Source organism: Dactylosporangium sp. NPDC000244 (genome assembly GCF_040300725.1).
In the GTDB taxonomy this organism is placed as follows: domain Bacteria; phylum Actinomycetota; class Actinomycetes; order Mycobacteriales; family Micromonosporaceae; genus Dactylosporangium.
In genome coordinates this window covers 80,803-98,070 of sequence record NZ_JBEPEH010000043.1, presented here as the reverse complement: position 1 = coordinate 98,070, position 17,268 = coordinate 80,803, and the positions used below count along the sequence as shown (strand labels likewise).

Genomic DNA, 17,268 nt, shown 5'->3' with positions numbered 1-17,268 from the left:
TGTTCTGTGACTAGCGTAGTCAAGTCGGCACGCGCGTGCGGGGAGGGGTCGTGGTGGAGTACACATCAGGCGGCTCCTCGTGGACCCACGCACTGCGCCGGCTCGGTCGCGCTATGCTGCCACGCCGGCCGCAGAAGCGGGGTTTTGCCTGGTCAGTGCTGACGCCGGTGGTGCTCGTGGTGGCCGGGATGCTCTTCTCCCTCAGCGCCGCGACCGCCCACGGCACCGACCTTCGCGACGACCGGCGGCCGGAATTGACGAACCTCATCGCCGAGCGAAAAAAATCCATCGCCGACGCCCGGGACCGGGCCGCCCGGCTGCGCTCCGAGATCGACCGGCAGCAGCAGAGTCAGGCCGGCGCCGACGGACAGGTCGACGAGCAGCGCAAGCGCGGCGACGCCGAGCAGGCCGCCGCCGGGCTGACCGCCATGCACGGGCCCGGGCTGGTGGTCCGGCTCGACGACGCCCCGCGCCGCGCCGACGGCACCCGCCCGGCCGGCGCAACCCCCGATGACCTGGTCGTTCACCAGCAGGACGTACAGGCGGTGGTCAATGCGCTGTGGGCCGGCGGCGCCGAGGCGATGACGCTGATGGGCGTCCGAGTGATCGCAACGAGCGCGGTACGCTGCGTGGGTAACACGCTGCTGCTCGACGGACGGGTCTACTCCCCGCCCTTCGAGGTCGCCGCCATCGGCGATCAGGCCGCCATGCGACGCGCGCTCGAAGGCTCCGAGGGGGTCCGGTTGTTCAGCGAGGCTGCCGATTCCTTCGGGCTCGGCTACCAGGTCAGGGTGGAGGCGGACATCCGCACCCCGGCCTACGACGGCTCGACCGCCCTCCGCGCGGCGCAGGCCGGGTCCTGACGCGATGGAGCACTCGCCCCGTCACCGCGCGCTCGACCAGGACGACATCGCCACCACCGTGATCCCGCGGCTGCCGCCCAAGGACGACGCGACCGCGGTAATTCCGAAAGTCGCCCCGGACGCGACCGAAACTGTCTATATTCCAAAACTCAGCGAGACCGAAGCGGCCGCCCCCGCCGCCGAGGACGAGAAACTTCCACCGACTCCCACCCCCGAGGACGAGGACCAGCCCGCCGCACCCGCGGCATCCAAGGGCGCCGTGGTCGTTCCACTGCGCCCGGTCCGCACCGAGGAAGGGTACCGGAGCGTGTACTCCGAATATACGAGGACCACGTTCGGCTCGGTGGCACGCGCCATCAGCCGCGGCACGGGCGAGGTGCTGATCACCTTCGGCTTGATCGTGCTGCTGTTCGCCGGCTACGAGGTCTGGGGCAAATCCGCGATCGTCGACGCCCATCAGGACGAGCTGAACCGCCAGCTCGAGCAGCAGTGGGCCCAGCAACCCACCGTCGGGCCCAGCGCCGGCCCGTCGCCGCAGGTGGTGAAGCCGGCCAACGGCGCCGTCATCGCCTCCGTGCACATCCCGCGGCTCAACAAGAAGTGGGCGGTCGTGCAGGGCGTGACCCCGGCCGACATCCGCTACGCGCCCGGGCACTACCCGGACACGGCCCTCCCCGGGCAGGTCGGCAACTTCTCGATGGCCGGTCACCGCACGCCGGCCATCTGGTGGGACCTCGACCAGCTCAAGCCCGGCGATTCCGTGGTCATCAAGACCGCCGACACCTGGTACGTCTACAGCGTCACCGGCCACGAGATCGTGCTGCCCACCGCCGTGCAGGTGGTGGCGCCCGTGCCCGACAAGCCGGGCGAGGTGCCGACCAAGGCGATGCTGACCATGACCACCTGCAACCCGAAGTTCAACAACTACCAGCGGCTCGTGGTGCACGCCGAGCTCACCCGGTCCCAGCCCGTCACCGACGGCGATCCCGCCGAGCTGAAGGGCTGAGCGCGTGTACTCCTGGCTGTGGCGCCACATCCCGTTCAAGCAGTGGCAGCTCAAGGCGCTCGTCTCGGCCGTGCTCGCGCTCGGCGTGGGGGCCCTGCTGTGGTATCAGGTCTTCCCCGCGGTCGAGCCGATCCTGCCGTTCGACGACGTGCAGGTCGAGACCAACGACCCGGGCGCGGACATCACGATCGAAAGCCCCGCCCCGTCGCAGGCACCGTCGCCGGCGAAGGCCCCCACCAGCTCCGCCCCCCAGGTGGTCCTGCCCAGCTAGGAGAGCCGTGCGCGTCCTGGTCATCGACAACTACGACTCGTTCGTCTTCAACCTGGTCCAGTATCTCGGCCAATTGGGCGTCGAGTGCGAGGTCCGCCGCAACGACGAGCTCACCGTGGCCGAGGTGGCCGCGGCGAACCCGGCCGGCGTGCTGCTCTCCCCCGGCCCGGGCACCCCGGAGCGGGCCGGCATCTGCATGGACGTCATCACCGAGCTCGCCGGGAAGCTGCCCATCTTCGGCGTGTGCCTCGGCCACCAGGCCTTCGGCGCGGCCTTCGGGGCCACCGTGACCCGCGCGCCGGAGCTCCTGCACGGCAAGACCTCGCTCGTGGAGCACACGGGGCAGGGCGTGCTCGCGGGGCTGCCGAATCCGTTCATCGCGACGCGGTACCACTCCCTCGCCGTGCTCGAGGAGACGCTCCCGCCGGAGATCGAGGTGACCGGGCGGACCGAGTCCGGCGTGGTGATGGCGATGCGCCACCGCGAGCTGCCCATCGAGGGCGTGCAGTTCCACCCCGAGTCGGTGCTGACCCAGGGCGGGCACCAGATGCTCGCCAACTGGCTGGCGGCCTGCGGGCTGCCGGGTGCGCTGGAGCGGGCGCCGGAGCTCGTCGCGGAAGTCGAGGCGCGGCGGGTCGCGGCCTTCGCCTGAGGCGCGAGGTTGTGCACAACCCTGTGGATAACTACCGAGTTATCCACAGGGCACGGACGGTGAGGCTCAGCCCCCGGCGCTCTTGCTCGGGTTCGCCGACGCCGGGGTCGACGGGCTGTTGTCGCCCTGGCCGATCTTGAGCACGATCTTGTCGGTCTTCAGGTACGTCTTGCCGACCGTCTGCTGCACGGAGACCACGAGCCCGACCTTCGAGTCGTCGGTGACGGTGATGCTCTGCGTGGTCACGTTGGTGAAGCCGGCCGCCTGGAGCAGCCCCTGCGCCTCGCCCGGGCTCTTGTCGAGCACGTTGGGCATGATCGCCTGGTTGAACTTCGAGACGTAGACCGTGACCGTCGAGCCCGGCTTGACCTGGGTGCCGGACGCCGGGTCGGAGCTCTGGACCTCGTCCTTGGGCTCGGTGCCGTCGCGATCCTGGATCTGCGGCACCAGCTTCAGGCTCTGCAGCTGCTGGGTGGCCTCGTCCTTGCTCATCCGGGCCAGCGGCGGCACGGTGACCAGCGTCGGTGCGCCACAGATCTCGTAGTCGATCTGTGCGCCCTGCTTGACCTCGGTGCCGGGCGTCGGGTTCTGCAGGGTCACCACGCCGGGCTGGCAGTTCTCCGTCGGGCCGCCGCGCGGGTCGCCGGTCAGGCCGGACTGGCGCAGCACCTCGGCGGCCTCGCCCTGGCTGCGCCCGGTGATCTGGGGCACCCGCACCGGCGGCTCCTGGTTGGCCAGGTAGAGCCCGATCGCCAGGGCGGACACCGCGAGCAGGCCCAGCACCGTCAGCATCACCACGACGCCGGTGGAGCTCTTGCGCTTCTGCCGCTGGTTGGCCCGGGCCGGCTGGCGCGAGGCGGGCGGCGGCCGGTAGGCGGTGGTCTGCTGCTGGGCCATGACCGCGGCCATCTCGTCCTCGGTCATCACCGGGGGCGCGGAGACCGGGCGGCCGGCCGCGGCGCGCATGACGTCCGCGCGCATCTCGCCCGCCGACTGGTAGCGGTTGAGCGGGTTCTTGGCCAGGGCCTTGAGCACGACCGCGTCGATCTCGGGCGTCACGTCGCGGTTGCTCGAGCTCGGCGGCCGCGGGTCCTCCCGGACGTGCTGGTAGGCCACCGACACCGGGTTGTCCCCGACGAACGGCGGGTGGCCGCAGAGCAGCTCGAAGAGCACGCACCCGGTCGCGTAGACGTCGCTGCGGGCGTCGACCGGCTCGCCGCGGGCCTGCTCCGGGGAGAGGTACTGCGCGGTGCCGATCACCGCCGACGTCTGCGTCATCGTCGTGGCCCCGCTGGCCAGCGCCCGGGCGATGCCGAAGTCCATCACCTTGACCTGGCCGGTCTGCGTGAGCATCACGTTGCCCGGCTTGATGTCGCGGTGGATGATGCCGTGCCGGTGGCTGAACTCCAGGGCGGCGCAGATGTCCGCCGTGATCTCCAGCGCCCGCCGCGGCATGAGCCGGCCCTCGGCCGCCAGCACCTCCTTGAGGGTGCGGCCGTTGACGAACTCCATGACGATGTACGGCAGTTCCTCGCCCGCCGGACCGCGCTCCTCGCCGGTGTCGTAGACGGCGACGATCGCGGGGTGGTTGAGGGAGGCGGCGTTCTGCGCCTCCCTCCGGAACCGCAGCTGGAAGGTGGCATCGCGGGCCAGGTCGGTCCGCAGTGTCTTGATCGCGACGTCGCGGCCGAGCCGCAGGTCGCGACCCCGATGGACCTCGGCCATTCCGCCATAGCCGAGCAGCTCCCCGACCTGGTAACGGCCGCCGAGGAGGCGTGGCTGGGCGGTCATGTCGTGTCGTCCTTCGGTCATCGACTATCTACCTTGCCACGTCATGCGACGGGGACACATTCCAGCTGGTACGCGTGTTGCCCGGGTCATCCCCCGACGCACTTGCCATCGATGATGATGCCCGGCGGGTTGCAGGTGGCGCTGGTCTTCGGGCCCGGCCCGTTGGACGGTCCGTTGCCCGGGTCGGCGGTGGTACCGGTCGGCTCGGGGTTGTCGTCGATCGCGCCCTGGTTGACCGTCAGCGTGATCGTCGTGCCCTGCGGAATGGCCGGGCCGCACGGGTCGACCTTGGTGACCGCGTTCGGGAACGCGCCCTTCTTCGGCTCGGCCACGATGTTGACCGTCATACCCTGCCGCTCGAGCTCGCGCTTGACGATGTCCCCGGTGCCGACCGGCTGGCAGCGCACGTTGACCGCCTTGCCGGTGGCCTTGGGCGGGGCAGACGACTGGACAGGCGCCGCCGACGTGGGGTTGCCGCCGACCGGGTTCGTCGGCTCGTCGTCGCTCTTGTTGGCCAGGTAGAGGCCGCCGACGCCGACCAGCACCAGCAGCACGACCGCGGCCACGCCGATCAGGACCATGTTGTTGTTGCGCTTGCCACCGGACGAGGTCCGCGGACCGGGCGGCGGGCCCGGCTGGTAGCCGCCGGTCGAGCCTAGGAAGGTCGCGGTGTCGTTGGACGGCGGCGGGGCCACGCCGGCGGCACCGCGCGCGTTGTGGGCGCCGAGGCCCGCGGCGGCACCGGCGGCCGCGCCCGGCACAGCGCCGGGCATGATCCGGGTGCCGGCCGCGCCCGAGGTGGGCGGGCCCGACATCGGCGAGCCGGACATCGGGTGGTTGCCGTAGCCGGGCGAGACGGGCGACGCGGAGACCGGGCCGCCGGAGACCGGGCCGTGGCCCATCGGCGAGCCGGGCGGGCCCATCGGGGCGCCCATCGGCGGGACCACGGGGCCGGCGGCCGTGCCACCGGAGAGCTGGCCGGAGACGCGGCGGGCGGCCTGGGCGAGTGCCGCGGCGCTCGGCCAGCGGGCGGCCGGGTCCTTGGCCATGGCCCGCTCGACGAGCTGGGCGACCGGCGGCGGGATGTCCGCGGGCAGCGGCGGCGGCATGTCGCGGACGTGCCGCATCGCGATCTCGAGCGGGTTCTCCCCCTCGAACGGTCGCGCACCGGAGAGGCACTGGTAGGCCACGACGCCGAGCGCGTAGACGTCGGAGAGCGGGGTGGCCTGGGCACCCGAGGCCTGCTCGGGCGAGATGTAGGAGGCGGTGCCGAGCACCGAGCCGGCCGCGGTGAGCTGGGCGACGGCGGCCGACCGGGCGATGCCGAAGTCGGTGAGCACAAGCGTGCCGTTGGGGCGCACGAGCAGGTTGCCGGGCTTGACGTCGCGGTGGACGATGCCCTTCTCGTGGGCGGCGTGCAGCGCGTCGGCGGCCTGGGCGATGAGCGCCATGGCGCGAGCCGGGGTCAGCCGGCCGACCCGGGAGAGGGTGCGGGAGAGCGCGTCGCCCTCCACGTACTCCATGATCAGGAAGGCGGTGCCGTTCTCGCTGCCGTAGTCGTAGATGTCCACGACGCCCGGGTGGTTGATGGTCGCCATGGTGCGGGCCTCGCCGCGGAAGCGCTCGGCGAATCCCGGCTCCTCCATCAGGGCGGAGAGCAGCACCTTGATGGCCACCGTCCGGCCGAGCACCTCGTCGGTGCCCCGCCACACGTCGCCCATTCCGCCGCCGGCGATGCGTTCGTCCAGGCGGTATCGGCCGCCGAGGGTGGTGCCGGCGCTCAACATGTCGCGCACCTCATTATCGAATGCCCTTTTCGTCCGCGTATGCCTTCATGATCAGGCCGGCAATCCGAGCCGCCTCGCCGCTGCCACCTTTGCCAGCGTTCTCGAGGAAGACCGCGACCGAGACGATCGGCTTGCCGTCCTTGAGCGCGAAGCCGATGAACCAGCCGTGGTCCTCCGACTCCTCGCCGTTCTCCGCCGTACCGGTCTTACCACCCACGTCCAAGCCCGAGATGCGCGCGCTGCGGCCGGTGCCGTCGTTCGACGTCACGACGCTGAACATCATGTCCTGCAGTTCTTTGGCCACACCGTCGTTGATCGGCGTGCGCAGCAGCTTGGGCTCGGTGTGGTCGGCGATCGACAGGTCGGAGTTCTGCAGACGGTCGACAATGTAGGGGCGCATCTGCTTTCCACCGTTGGCAACCGTCGCCGCAATCATGGCGCCTTGCAGCGGAGACATCTTCACCTCGCGCTGTCCGATGCTCGACTGAGCAACGGCGGGCGGGTCGACGCGGTTGTCGGTGCCGGCGGTCATGGGGCCGGTGTGGCTGGCCACGATGCCGCAGTAGTTGCGGTCCTGGTCCTCGATGAGGCGGGGCTCCTGCTCGAACCCGAAGGCCTGGGCCATCGACTTGAGCTTGTCGGCACCCACCCGCTCGACACCGATGCGGGCGAAGACCGTGTTGCAGGAGACGGTCAGCGCCTGCTTCATCGTGATGCTGTCGGGGCAGATGCCTTCGTGGGAGTTCTTGATGCGGAACGTGGAGGTCTCCGGCGGCTGGTAGAACTCGCCACCCTGCACGGTCGAGTCGGGCGTGAGGGAGGAGTCGGCGCTCATCGCCGCCGCCGAAGTGATGACCTTGAAGGTCGAGCCGGGCGGGTAGACCTCCGAGGTCGCCCGGTTGAGCAGCGGCTTGTTCGGGTCGTTGTTGAGCGTCTTGTAGTTCGCCGAGGCCGCGTTGATGTCGTGGGTGCTGAGCAGGTTGGGGTCGTAGCTGGGCAGCGAGACCTCGGCCAGGATGGCGCCGGTGGTCGGGTCGAGCGCGATGGCCGCGCCCTTCTTGATGCCGAGCTTGTTGGTCCCCAGCGCCTGGTACGCCGTGTCCTGCGTGGCCTTGGACAGGGTCAGCAGGACGTTGCCGCCGGCCGGCTCCTTGCCGGTGAACATCCCGGCGATCCGGTCGCCCACCTGCTTGTCCGAGGTGCCGATCAGGAAGTCGTTGTTGAGCTTCTCGAGCTTGGTCGAGCCCAGGTTGACCGGCTTGTAGCCGAGGACGGAGGCGTACTCCTCCTTGAGCGGGTACGTCCGCAGGAACTTCAGCGAGTCCCCGGTCGCCAGCGAGTCGGCCAGCACGTTGCCCTTGGCGTCGACGATCTTGCCGCGGGGCCGCTCGTACTCGGTCGCCTGCACGCGCGCGTTGCGCGGGTTGGTGCGGTAGTCGTCGGCCTTGACCACCTGGCGGTAGTTCAGGTTCAGGAACAGCATGGCGAACAGCACCATGACCACGACCCCGACCCGGCGCAGCGGGGCGTTCATCGCACGACCTCCGTGGGCATCTCTTTGATCTGAACCGGCGCGCCGCCGCCACCGCCGGGCGCCGTGCCGCCGAGCCCGGCCGAGGGGGCACCCCCGGCGGGCCGGCGCGACGCGTCGGAGATGCGCAGCAGCAGGCCGACCAGCAGCCAGTTGGCCACCAGCGACGAGCCACCCGCCGAGAGGAACGGCGTGGTCTGCCCGGTCAGCGGGATGAGCTGGCTGATGCCACCCACGATGACGAACACCTGCAACCCCAGCGTGAACGCGAGGCCGCCGGCGAACAGCTTGCCGAAGGAGTCGCGGACGTTGATCGCCGCGCGCAGGCCCCGCTCGACCAGCAGCAGGTAGGTCACCAGCAGCGCGGTCAGCCCGAAGAGCCCGATCTCCTCGCCGAGGCCGGAGAAGATGAAGTCCGTCCAGACCTCGGGCACCTTGGTCGGCTGCCCGGCGCCGGGGCCGGTGCCGGTGAGCCCGCCGGTGCCCAGCCCGAGCAGCGACTGGACCAGCTGGTAGCCCTTGTTGTCCGCGTCCGCGAACGGGTCGAGCCAGGTGGTCGCGCGCTCGGAGAAGTTCAGGAAGGGGCCGCCGACGGTCTTGCCGAGGAAGTACGCCAGGAACGCGCCGCCGAGGAAGAGCCCGAGGCCGATGATCAGCCAGGACACCCGCTCGGTGGCGACGTAGAGCGTCACGACGAAGAGGCCGAAGTACATGAGCGAGGTGCCGAGGTCCTTCTCGAAGACGAGGACCATCAGCGACATCAGCCACACGAGCACGACCGGCCCGAGGTCGCGGCCGCGGGGGAAGTCGATTCCGAGGAACCGCTTGCTCGCCAGGGAGAGCACCTCGCGCTTGCGCACCAGGTAGTAGGCGAAGAAGACCAGCAGCGCGATCTTGGCGAACTCGCCCGGCTGGATCGTGAAGCCGGGCAGCTTGATCCAGAGCTTGGCGCCGTGGATCGCCGAGTACCTCGCGGGCAGCACCGCCGGGATGAGCACGAGCACGATGCCGGCGAGGCCGAGCGTGTAGGCGTACCGCGACAGCGAGCGGTGGTCGCGCACGATCGCCAGGAGCGCGACCGCACCCACCACGGCCGCGGCCGTCCAGCCGAGCTGGCGGAAGCCGTCGCCGCCGAAGACGTTGAGCTCCGGCCGGTCGACCGCCTTGGTGGTGGCCAAGTCGAGCCGGCGCAGGAAGGCGACGCCGATGCCGTTGATGAGCGCCACTGCGGGCAGGATCGTCGGATCGGCATACGGCGCCAGGAACCGCACCGCCATGTGCGCGGCGAAGAAGATCGCCGCGATGATCGCGGTCTGGACCCAGAAGTCGCCCGTGACCTTGCCGATCGCGTTGCCCTCGACGACCGCCGCATAGATCGTGAGGATGGCGATCACGAAGAGCAGCAGTCCCAGCTCGACGTTGCGCCGGGTCGCGGGGCGGGAGGGCGCCGAGACGCCCGCTCCGCCGCCCATGGGCGGCGGAGCCGGGATGGCGGTGGCGGTCACGACTTTCTTCCTTTTCGCCTCAGCACGTCAGCAACTGGCGCCGGGGGTCGTTGTCGGCGTGGCGGACGGGTCGCCGGTCGGCGACGGCGGGACGGCGGGATCCCCGGCGGGAGCGCTGACACCGCCGCTCGCGGTCGAGGTGGCCGACACGGAAAGAGACGCCGAGGTGGAGTCGGAAGGTTGCGCCGTCGGGCAGGCCTGCTTGCGGTTGGGGTTGGCCGGGTCCTCGAGCTGGGCCAGCTTGTCCTGGGCCTGCGCGAGAGTGTCGACCGTGATGCCCTGCTTGACGGTGCCCTGGGCGGCCGGCGTGAGGTCGTCGAGGGTGAGCGTCGGGCTCTCCATGTAGACCTCGGAGAGGTCGAGCCAGGCGACCTTGCCGGGCACGCCCTTGAAGATCGCGATCCGGCCGGCATCCGTGGCACCGACGTAGTAGCGCGACTGGGTCACGCTCCAGCCGTACCAGAGCCCTCCGCCGAGCAGGCCCAGCAGCACCACGAGGAGGATCGCGGTGCGCACCGGGTGCCGGCGGGAGCGCTGCTCCCCGTCCTCGCGGACGTTGGCCACGGCGTTGGCGCGCTGGTCGGCCTCGTCGTCCGGCACCGGCGGGCGGGGCGCGGCGAGCGCGGCCCCCCGAGCCGAGGACATGGACTGGTCGGCCGAGGTCGCCATGCCCCGGTCCTGAGCCGCCGCGCCGCCCACGATCGGCCGCGCCTCGACGATGTCCTCGTCGGTGACGTCGGCGACGATCACGGTGATGTTGTCGGGCCCGCCGCCGCGCAGGGCCAGCTCGATGAGCCGGCCGGCGCACTGGTTGGGATCGACGTACTCGCGCAGCGTGGACTCGATGGTCTCCGCGCTCACCACGCCCGACAGGCCGTCGCTGCAAAGCAGGTAACGGTCGCCGGGCTTGACCTGGCGGACCGAGTACTCGGGGTCCGCGTCGCGGCCGTCGAGCGCTCGGGTCAGAAGCGAACGCTGGGGATGGCTGTTGGCCTCCTCCAGGCTGATGCGGCCCTCGTCGACGAGCATCTGGACGTAGGTGTCGTCCTTGGTGACCTGGGCGAACTCGCCGTCGCGCACGAGATATGCGCGCGAGTCGCCGATGTGCACCATGCCCATCTTGGAGCCGGAGAACAGCATGGCGGTCAGGGTCGTCCCCATGCCCTCCATGGCCGGGTTCTCCTCGACCGCGTCTCGGATCTGCTGGTTCGCCAGGTCGACGGCGCCCCGAAGGGTGTCGATCATGGCGTTGCCGGGCACATCCTCGTCGAGTGGCGCCATGGTGGCGATGACAATGTTGCTGGCGACGTCACCGGCGGCCATGCCGCCCATGCCGTCGGCCACGGCAAGCAGCCGCGGTCCGGCGTAAACGGAATCCTGGTTCCCGCTCCGGATCAGACCGCGGTCGCTGCGAGCCGCATAGCGCAAGGTGAGGGTCATGGCCGTAACTCGAGTGAAGTGCGGCCGATGCGAATCGGCACGCCGAGGGGGACGGGGGTAGGCGCGCTGACCTTGGTCTTGTCGAGGTAGGTCCCGTTGGTGGAGCCCAGATCCTCGAGATACCACTGGCCGGCGCGTGGTACGAGACGGGCGTGCTTGGACGAGGCGTAGTCGTCGGTGATCACCAGCGTCGAGTCCTCGGCGCGCCCGATCGTGATCGGAGCCTCACCAAGGGTGATGCGGGTGCCTGCCAGCGCGCCTGCGGTGACGAAGAGCTGGTTGGCGGTCTTGCCCCGCCTCACCTTCGCCGGACGGCCGGGAGCCGCCACCGCGCCAACCCCCCGGGGCGCGGCAACGATCCGGCTCGAACGCGAGCCCGCGAACAGGTCCCGGCGGATCACTCCCACGACCGTGAATACGAAGATCCACAGCAGCACGAGCAGCCCGTACCGGGCGACAGTGATGACGAATTCCATCTACGACGCGCTCATTCAGATCCGCCTACGTGAAAGTACGGTCATCCATCCACGCGGTAGGTCAGCGTGGTCGTGCCGAGCTGGATCATGTCACCCGGGTTCAACGCGACAGCCGAGACGCGTTGACCGTTGACCATCGTGCCGTTGGTGGAGCCGAGATCGGTCAGCACGACCTGTGCCCCGTCGAAGTCGAGCCGCGCGTGGCGACGCGAGATGCCGACGTCGGGGAGCCGCATGTTGGCCTGGTCGCCCCGGCCGATCACGGTCGAACCAATCGACAGAGGGTAGCTTCGCCCGTCGCCGGACACCAGTCGAACGTTGCGCGCCGGGCCGCCGGGTCCGCCGGGCGGAGGCCCGTAGCCGCCGCCGGCCTGCTGCTGGTTGTAGCCACCATACGGGTCCGGGGTCGGCGGGGGCGCGACGTCGGCACCGGTGTAGACCTCGGCGGTCACGCGGAACATGCCGGTGTCGAGCCCATCGCCGCGCTCGATCTCGACGATGACGTCGCCGTAGACCGTCCAGCCCTGCTCGCCGATGAACTCGGCCTGCGACTGGGCGAGCTCCTGCGCGAGCGCGGCGGCATACGGCGCCAGCCGGCTGTGGTCGTAGGGGGACAGGTCGATCACGTAGCGATTCGGCACGAGCGTGCGCCCGCCAGCCAGAATCGCCTTGTGGGCTTCCGCCTCCCGTTGCATGGCGTTGAGGATCTCCACGGGGTGGACAACCCCCTTGAAGACCTTGGCGAAGGCCCCCTCGACCAGGCCCTCTAGGCGCTTCTCGAAGCGCTGCAGCACACTCACCGGTTCCTCCTCGGGTTCCGAGGTCATGATGGTATCCGGACGTCGCACGCCCGTATGCAAGCTGACCGGCTGGCCCGTGCTACTCTTCCGTGGCGCCCAGGGAAGCCTAGTGCCTACCCGGTGATTCTGCCGAGTGGGACTTGAGTTATGCTCTGACGCGCCGGACCAACCGAAGCTTGCTTCAGATGGTCCAAGGGGAAGTGGCGGAATGGCAGACGCGCACGGTTCAGGTCCGTGTGCCCGAAAGGGCGTGGGGGTTCAACTCCCCCCTTCCCCACCGCTGAGGCAGCTCCTGCTCATGCAGCGGAGCTGCCTTTCGCCGTTTCAGCGGCGGAATCTTCGCGCTCCCTTCGGTCGCTCCCCATTGGGGGGCTCCCGCCCACCCAAACCCCCGGTCGCTGGTTGCGGTCCGTCTGCTGGTTGCGGTCCCCCCTCGGCCTTCGGCCCTCGGGCTTGCTTCGTCGGGTTCGTGACTTCCGTCGTCCGCGGCTGCGGGGGGCTGGCCCTTGCCACGGGTATGCTGCCGTCTCGTGAGCGTTGCACTAGTCACCGGATCGGCCGGACTCATCGGATCTGAAGCCGTGCGCCACTTCGCCTCCCTGGGGCTGGACGTTGTCGGCATCGACAACGACATGCGCAAGCGCTTCTTCGGCGCCGAGGCCTCCACCGCCTGGAACGTGGTCCGCCTTACGAGTGACCTCGGCGAGGCGTACACCCACCACGACGTGGACATCCGGGATCGCGACGCGCTCGCGGCGATCTTCAAGAGGTACGCGAAGGACATCGAGGTCGTCATCCACACCGCGGCCCAGCCGTCGCACGACTGGGCGGTCCGCGACCCCTTCACGGACTTCGACGTCAACGCCGGGGGCACCCTCAACCTGCTGCAGAACGTGCGCGAGCACTGCATCGAGGCGCCGTTCATCCACTGCTCGACCAACAAGGTCTACGGCGACCGCCCCAACTCCCTGCCGCTGCGCGAGCTCGAGACCCGGTGGGAGATCGAGCCCGGGCACGAGTACGAGGGCGGCATCAAGGAGGACATGTCGATCGACGCCTGCCTGCACTCCGTCTTCGGCGCCTCCAAGGTCGCCGCGGACGTGATGGTGCAGGAGTACGGCCGCTACTTCGACATGAAGACCGCCTGCTTCCGCGGTGGCACCCTGACCGGCCCGGCGCACTCCGCGACCGAGCTGCACGGCTTCCTCGGCTACGTCATGCGCTGCAACATGGAGCGCCGGACGTACAAGATCTTCGGCTACAAGGGCAAGATGGTCCGCGACGCGATCCACTCGCACGACGTCGTCGCCGCCTTCGAGGCCTTCTTCCGCAACCCGCGCTCGGCCGCGGTCTACAACCTCGGCGGCGGCCGGCACTCGAACACCTCGCATCTGGAGGTCTTCGCGCTGGCCGAGCGGATCACCGGCAACGAGATGATCACCGAATACCACGAGGCCAACCGCGTCGGCGATCACCAGTGGTGGATCGGGTCCAACGAGCGCTTCCAGATGGACTACCCGGACTGGAAGCAGGTCTACGACGTGCCCATGATCTGCCAGGAGATCTACGAGGCCAACGTCGGCAAGTGGACGCCGGAAGCCTGACGCCGTGATCGATCAGGGCAAGCACAACGTCCTCGGGGTCGAGGTCAGCGCCGTCGACTACGACAGCGCCGTGGACAAGGTGATGAGCGCGGCCCGTGACGGGCGCTCGCTGGCCGTCACCGCCCTCGCCGTGCACGGGGTCATGACCGGCGTGCAGGACAAGGCGCACGGGGCCCGGCTGAACTCCTTCGACCTCGTGACGCCCGACGGCCAGCCCGTGCGGTGGGCCCTCAACCTGCTCCACCACGCCCAGCTCGCCGACCGGGTGTACGGGCCGGACCTGACCCTCAAGGTGCTCTCCGCGAGCGCCGAGGAGGGCCTGCCGGTGTACTTCTACGGCTCGACCCAGGAGACGCTGGACCGGCTCGCCGGCAAGCTGCACGAGCGCTTCCCGGCCCTGAAGATCGCCGGGATGGAGCCCTCGAAGTTCCGCCCGGCCGCCGAGGGCGAGCCGGAGCAGATCGCGGCCCGGATCAAGGCCTCGGGCGCGCGGGTCGTCATGGTCGGCCTCGGATGCCCGCGCCAGGAGGTGTTCGTCTACGCGATGAAGCACCTGGTCGACGCGCCGATGCTGGCCGTCGGCGCGGCGTTCGACTACCACGCCGGGGGCCTGAAGAACCCGCCCGCCTGGATGCAGCGCTACGCGCTGGAGTGGCTGTGGCGGCTCGGGCTCGAGCCGAAGCGGCTCTGGCGGCGGTACATCCTGCTCAACCCGAACTACCTGGCCCGCCTCGGCGCCCAGAAGACCCGCCTCTGGCGCGCGGCGCCGCCGGCCCCCGCGACCGAGCCGCTCAAGACGTTCGCGGTCTGAACATGCTGATGGGCGCCGCAATGGCGCCCATTCCGCATTTTTTGGGATTTGTCACATCAAGCGGACAATTCCCGCATGGTGAGAAGGTCAGCGGCCGGTGATGGCGTCGACCTTCGCGGTGCGGCGCTTGAAGGTCCCCCGCTTGTCGAAGGCACGCTCGGCCGGCCACAGCATCAGGGCGAGCGGGGCCGCGATGTACCAGCGGTCCAGCATCACGTACGCGACGATGTTCGCGACGACGCCGAGGGCGTAGAGACCGATCAGCCAGTCGATTCGCCGATCGCCGAGGCCGCGCTTGTGGTAGGCGTCCAGCACGCCGAAAGCGCCGACACTCAGCGCCAGCAGGCCGAACCCGCTGACACAGGCGAAGATCAGATCCGAATCGGTCACGTCAGTTCCTCCTTGCACCGCTGCCCGTTACACCGGCAAACTTCGACCCAAGCTAAGCGGACATTTCAAGATCGACCATCAACTTTGCGACACGGCACTCGACCGAAGGTGGCGCGACCAATCGGACATTCGGCCGATACCACTGATCTTGCCCACCATGCTGATGAATCGGCCGCGTCCCCGCGGTCTTGAGGCGTCTTCGCCTTCATGTGGGCGCCGGCCGCGCCCAGGGATCGAGCCAGGAGGATGCTCGAGCACCGGTGCTCATGACGGGCCCCGGCCACGCTGACGGCGCACCCGGAGCCCGTCCGACCTCCCCAGGTCGAGTCCTCCCTGCTTTGTACAGGGTGCGGATCGACCTGTCGATAGACAGGCAGGGGCGCACGCTCGCCCTACTTCAGCTGCCGGGACTCCTGGGAGTAGATGAGCTCCAGGATGCTGCGGGCCGCCTCGAACCAGCGGTCCAGCCACTCCTGCTGCGGCATGGTGCCCTTCGGCGGAAGCTCCATGAGCAGGCCGCGCAGCAGCGGGTGGTCGGCCATCGACCCGGTCGGCGTGTCCAGCCAGGAGTCGCGGCCGAACATCGGCTCGGTCAGCGGGGAGGCGGAGCTCAGCGAGCTACTGCCCAGCGAGCTACTGCTCAGCGAGCTGCCGCTCAGCGAGCCCCCGGTGAGCGGGCCGAGGTCCGCGACGAGCGACGACTCGGGAAGCTTGGGCGGCGTCATGTCCAGCGGCATGGTCGCCCGGTCCAGCGGCGAGCCGTTGCGCGGGGACAGGTCGTCGAGCGGCCCGTCGCCGATGCCGTCCCGGCGACCGCCCGGACGGTAGCTACCCAGTTGCCCGGAGAAACGGTCGTCGGTCTTCGACGATCCGTTGCCGAAGTTTTCGGGGCCAATGTTCACGGTAGGAAGCCTTATCTCACTCGGGGGGAAGTGTCGGAATCGGGCGATTCGCGGCACTCACTCCTACAACGACGTTGCTGGTGCAACGGCCACGCTCCGGGGCAAACACCGGGCGAAAAACCCCCGCCCGCACCGGCGCGTCGCGCTCCAGCGCCCCAAAAAAGCGACCGGCCCGTACCGCAGGCGAGTCGCCACGGAAACGGGCCGGCCGGATTGGCGCGGGGCGTGATGTCACGCCAGGTCGAACTCCCCGTCTTTGGTGCCGCCGACGAAGGCGACCCACTCCTCCGGCGTGAACAGCAGAACCGGGCCGGTCTTGTCCTTCGAGTCGCGGAGCGCCACAGCCCCGCCGACGAACGCGACCTCGACGCAGTTGTCCGAGTACGGGCCGCTGCGAGTGCTTTTGCGCCACGCGGCACCGTCGAGGCTCACGCTGAAGCCCTTGGCTTCGATCTCCACTACAACTCCTTTGCCAGCTTCACGAACATCGACACTGACTCGTCCGGACGGAGTGCATTGGCGCGCAAGTAGTCAAAGATGAATCCGTAGCGCTGAAGCTCGTCGTCCTTCTCGAGAAAGAGGCCGCCGGCCGCGTTCGAGGCGAACGCGAAGTTCTGCCCGGCAGACTCGTCGTACAGCAACATCGTGAATGCCCCGTCCATCCCGGCGTGCGCACCGGCGGAGAAGGGCAGGACCTGCAAAGTCACGTTCGGCCAGCCGGCCGCCAGAGCCAGATGCTCGAGCTGGCGACGCATGACCGCCCCTCCACCCACCGGGCGGCGCAGAACGGCCTCGTCCAGCACCACCCAGAGATCGATCGGGTCATCCTGAGTGAGTAACGACTGTCGGCTTATTCGGACACGCACGCGTTTCTCGACATCCGTGGCGCCGATGTCGGGGCGGGCGGCGTGGATCATGGCCTGCGCGTATTCCTCGGTCTGCAACAGCCCGGGGACGACGAGCGCCTCGTAGGAGCGGATGTGGTCGGCGGCGGCCTCGAGCCCCACGTAGGCGCTCGTGAGCACGTCACCGTACAGCTGCCACCAGCCCTTCTGCCGCGCCTCGCGCGCGATCTTCAGCAGTTGGTCGGCGTATTCCGGGTCAACCCCGTAGATATCGAGCATGTCGCGCACGTCGCGGGGCGTGACCCCGGTCTGCCCGGTCTCGATCCGCGAGATCTTCGAGCCGGAGCACTCCAGCCGCTCGGCGACCTGGTCGATGGTGACGTGTGCGGCCTCGCGCAGCCGTCGCAGTTCCATGCCCAGCTGCCTGCGCCGGAGGGTCGGGCTGCCTCGTCGACTTGCCACGTTTTGTCGCACCTCCACGCCGCCGGATCTACGTATAGATCAGCGCAACATCGTAGAGCCGCGCAAGGCGGCTGAGCACAACATACTGTGACTCATACCTGCGGTGGAAAGTTCGACTTGCAAGTTGCATTG

General features: G+C 69.5%; 17 protein-coding genes and 1 tRNA gene. 7 read left to right on the top strand and 11 right to left on the bottom strand.

Annotation, left to right across the window (positions count from 1 at the left end; genetic code table 11):
- Positions 1-53 precede the first annotated feature (53 nt).
- Genes ABT369_RS45615 through ABT369_RS45600 form a run of 4 tightly spaced genes read left to right on the top strand, consistent with a single transcriptional unit; the run spans position 54 to position 2,792 of the window.
- Positions 54-863: a DUF881 domain-containing protein gene (locus tag ABT369_RS45615; protein WP_350622744.1), complete on the top strand. Its 810-nt coding sequence runs from the start codon at positions 54-56 to the stop codon at positions 861-863.
- Between the two features lie 4 nt (positions 864-867).
- Positions 868-1,869 (top strand): class E sortase, encoded by a 1,002-nt coding sequence (locus tag ABT369_RS45610; protein ID WP_350622692.1) that lies wholly within the window; start codon positions 868-870, stop codon positions 1,867-1,869.
- 4 nt (positions 1,870-1,873) lie between these two features.
- A complete protein-coding gene (locus ABT369_RS45605; protein WP_350622690.1) occupies positions 1,874-2,140 on the top strand; it encodes a hypothetical protein in 267 nt (88 codons plus the stop codon).
- A 7-nt stretch (positions 2,141-2,147) separates the two neighbouring features.
- The gene (locus tag ABT369_RS45600; RefSeq protein ID WP_350622688.1) at positions 2,148-2,792 is read left to right on the top strand and encodes an aminodeoxychorismate/anthranilate synthase component II; all 645 of its coding nucleotides are present in this window, start codon (positions 2,148-2,150) and stop codon (positions 2,790-2,792) included.
- 66 nt (positions 2,793-2,858) lie between these two features.
- Here the strand turns inward: ABT369_RS45600 and pknB are convergent, their stop codons facing one another.
- The 7 genes from pknB to ABT369_RS45565 form a co-directional block, all read right to left on the bottom strand.
- A complete protein-coding gene (gene pknB, locus ABT369_RS45595; protein ID WP_350622742.1) occupies positions 2,859-4,583 on the bottom strand; it encodes a Stk1 family PASTA domain-containing Ser/Thr kinase in 1,725 nt (574 codons plus the stop codon).
- An 86-nt stretch (positions 4,584-4,669) separates the two neighbouring features.
- On the bottom strand, positions 4,670-6,370 hold the full coding sequence (locus ABT369_RS45590) for a serine/threonine-protein kinase (protein WP_350622740.1): 1,701 nt from the start codon (positions 6,368-6,370) through the stop codon (positions 4,670-4,672).
- Between the two features lie 13 nt (positions 6,371-6,383).
- Positions 6,384-7,904 carry a peptidoglycan D,D-transpeptidase FtsI family protein gene (locus ABT369_RS45585; RefSeq protein WP_350622686.1) on the bottom strand — a complete coding sequence of 507 codons (1,521 nt, stop codon included), beginning with the start codon at positions 7,902-7,904 and terminating at the stop codon, positions 6,384-6,386.
- Complete coding sequence (locus ABT369_RS45580) at positions 7,901-9,373, bottom strand: FtsW/RodA/SpoVE family cell cycle protein (RefSeq protein WP_350622738.1); 1,473 nt, start codon at positions 9,371-9,373, stop codon at positions 7,901-7,903. The genes ABT369_RS45585 and ABT369_RS45580 overlap by 4 nt, the downstream gene beginning before the upstream one ends.
- 60 nt (positions 9,374-9,433) lie before the next feature.
- A complete protein-coding gene (locus ABT369_RS45575; protein WP_350622684.1) occupies positions 9,434-10,846 on the bottom strand; it encodes a protein phosphatase 2C domain-containing protein in 1,413 nt (470 codons plus the stop codon).
- Positions 10,843-11,322, bottom strand: a complete 480-nt coding sequence (locus ABT369_RS45570) for an FHA domain-containing protein FhaB/FipA (protein WP_350622682.1) — start codon at positions 11,320-11,322, stop codon at positions 10,843-10,845. Before ABT369_RS45570 ends, ABT369_RS45575 begins: the two co-directional genes overlap by 4 nt.
- 41 nt (positions 11,323-11,363) lie before the next feature.
- Positions 11,364-12,149 (bottom strand): FHA domain-containing protein, encoded by a 786-nt coding sequence (locus ABT369_RS45565; RefSeq protein ID WP_350622680.1) that lies wholly within the window; start codon positions 12,147-12,149, stop codon positions 11,364-11,366.
- A gap of 167 nt (positions 12,150-12,316) precedes the next feature.
- Here ABT369_RS45565 and ABT369_RS45560 point away from each other — a divergent pair.
- The 3 genes from ABT369_RS45560 to ABT369_RS45550 all read left to right on the top strand — a co-directional run bounded on the left by ABT369_RS45560 (position 12,317) and on the right by ABT369_RS45550 (position 14,537).
- Positions 12,317-12,399, top strand: a tRNA-Leu gene (locus ABT369_RS45560).
- Positions 12,400-12,652: 253 nt separating this feature from the next.
- Positions 12,653-13,726, top strand: coding sequence for an NAD-dependent epimerase/dehydratase family protein (locus tag ABT369_RS45555; protein WP_350622678.1), 1,074 nt, complete (start codon positions 12,653-12,655; stop codon positions 13,724-13,726).
- 4 nt (positions 13,727-13,730) lie between these two features.
- Positions 13,731-14,537 (top strand): WecB/TagA/CpsF family glycosyltransferase, encoded by an 807-nt coding sequence (locus ABT369_RS45550; RefSeq protein ID WP_350622676.1) that lies wholly within the window; start codon positions 13,731-13,733, stop codon positions 14,535-14,537.
- Between the two features lie 87 nt (positions 14,538-14,624).
- Here ABT369_RS45550 and ABT369_RS45545 read toward each other — a convergent pair whose 3' ends face one another.
- From ABT369_RS45545 to ABT369_RS45530, 4 genes are all read right to left on the bottom strand, one after another.
- Entirely contained in the window at positions 14,625-14,927 is a 303-nt protein-coding gene (locus ABT369_RS45545) for a hypothetical protein (protein WP_350622674.1), read from the bottom strand.
- A gap of 392 nt (positions 14,928-15,319) precedes the next feature.
- Complete coding sequence (locus ABT369_RS45540) at positions 15,320-15,829, bottom strand: hypothetical protein (RefSeq protein ID WP_350622672.1); 510 nt, start codon at positions 15,827-15,829, stop codon at positions 15,320-15,322.
- 231 nt (positions 15,830-16,060) lie between these two features.
- Entirely contained in the window at positions 16,061-16,288 is a 228-nt protein-coding gene (locus ABT369_RS45535; protein WP_350622670.1) for a DUF397 domain-containing protein, read from the bottom strand.
- Positions 16,288-17,088: a helix-turn-helix domain-containing protein gene (locus ABT369_RS45530; RefSeq protein ID WP_502891908.1), complete on the bottom strand. Its 801-nt coding sequence runs from the start codon at positions 17,086-17,088 to the stop codon at positions 16,288-16,290. The genes ABT369_RS45535 and ABT369_RS45530 overlap by 1 nt, the downstream gene beginning before the upstream one ends.
- Positions 17,089-17,268: the final 180 nt, after the last annotated feature.

Bases quoted from the DNA above. Each gene is read 5' to 3' on its own strand.
- ABT369_RS45610 (WP_350622692.1), top strand. From the start codon at position 868: ATGGAGCACTCGCCCCGTCACCGCGCGCTCGACCAGGACGACATCGCC.
- pknB (WP_350622742.1), bottom strand. From the start codon at position 4,583: ATGACCGCCCAGCCACGCCTCCTCGGCGGCCGTTACCAGGTCGGGGAG.
- ABT369_RS45590 (WP_350622740.1), bottom strand. From the start codon at position 6,370: ATGTTGAGCGCCGGCACCACCCTCGGCGGCCGATACCGCCTGGACGAA.
- ABT369_RS45585 (WP_350622686.1), bottom strand. From the start codon at position 7,904: ATGAACGCCCCGCTGCGCCGGGTCGGGGTCGTGGTCATGGTGCTGTTC.
- ABT369_RS45580 (WP_350622738.1), bottom strand. From the start codon at position 9,373: ATGGGCGGCGGAGCGGGCGTCTCGGCGCCCTCCCGCCCCGCGACCCGG.
- ABT369_RS45575 (WP_350622684.1), bottom strand. From the start codon at position 10,846: ATGACCCTCACCTTGCGCTATGCGGCTCGCAGCGACCGCGGTCTGATC.
- ABT369_RS45570 (WP_350622682.1), bottom strand. From the start codon at position 11,322: ATGGAATTCGTCATCACTGTCGCCCGGTACGGGCTGCTCGTGCTGCTG.
- ABT369_RS45565 (WP_350622680.1), bottom strand. From the start codon at position 12,149: ATGACCTCGGAACCCGAGGAGGAACCGGTGAGTGTGCTGCAGCGCTTC.
- ABT369_RS45530 (WP_502891908.1), bottom strand. From the start codon at position 17,088: ATGGAACTGCGACGGCTGCGCGAGGCCGCACACGTCACCATCGACCAG.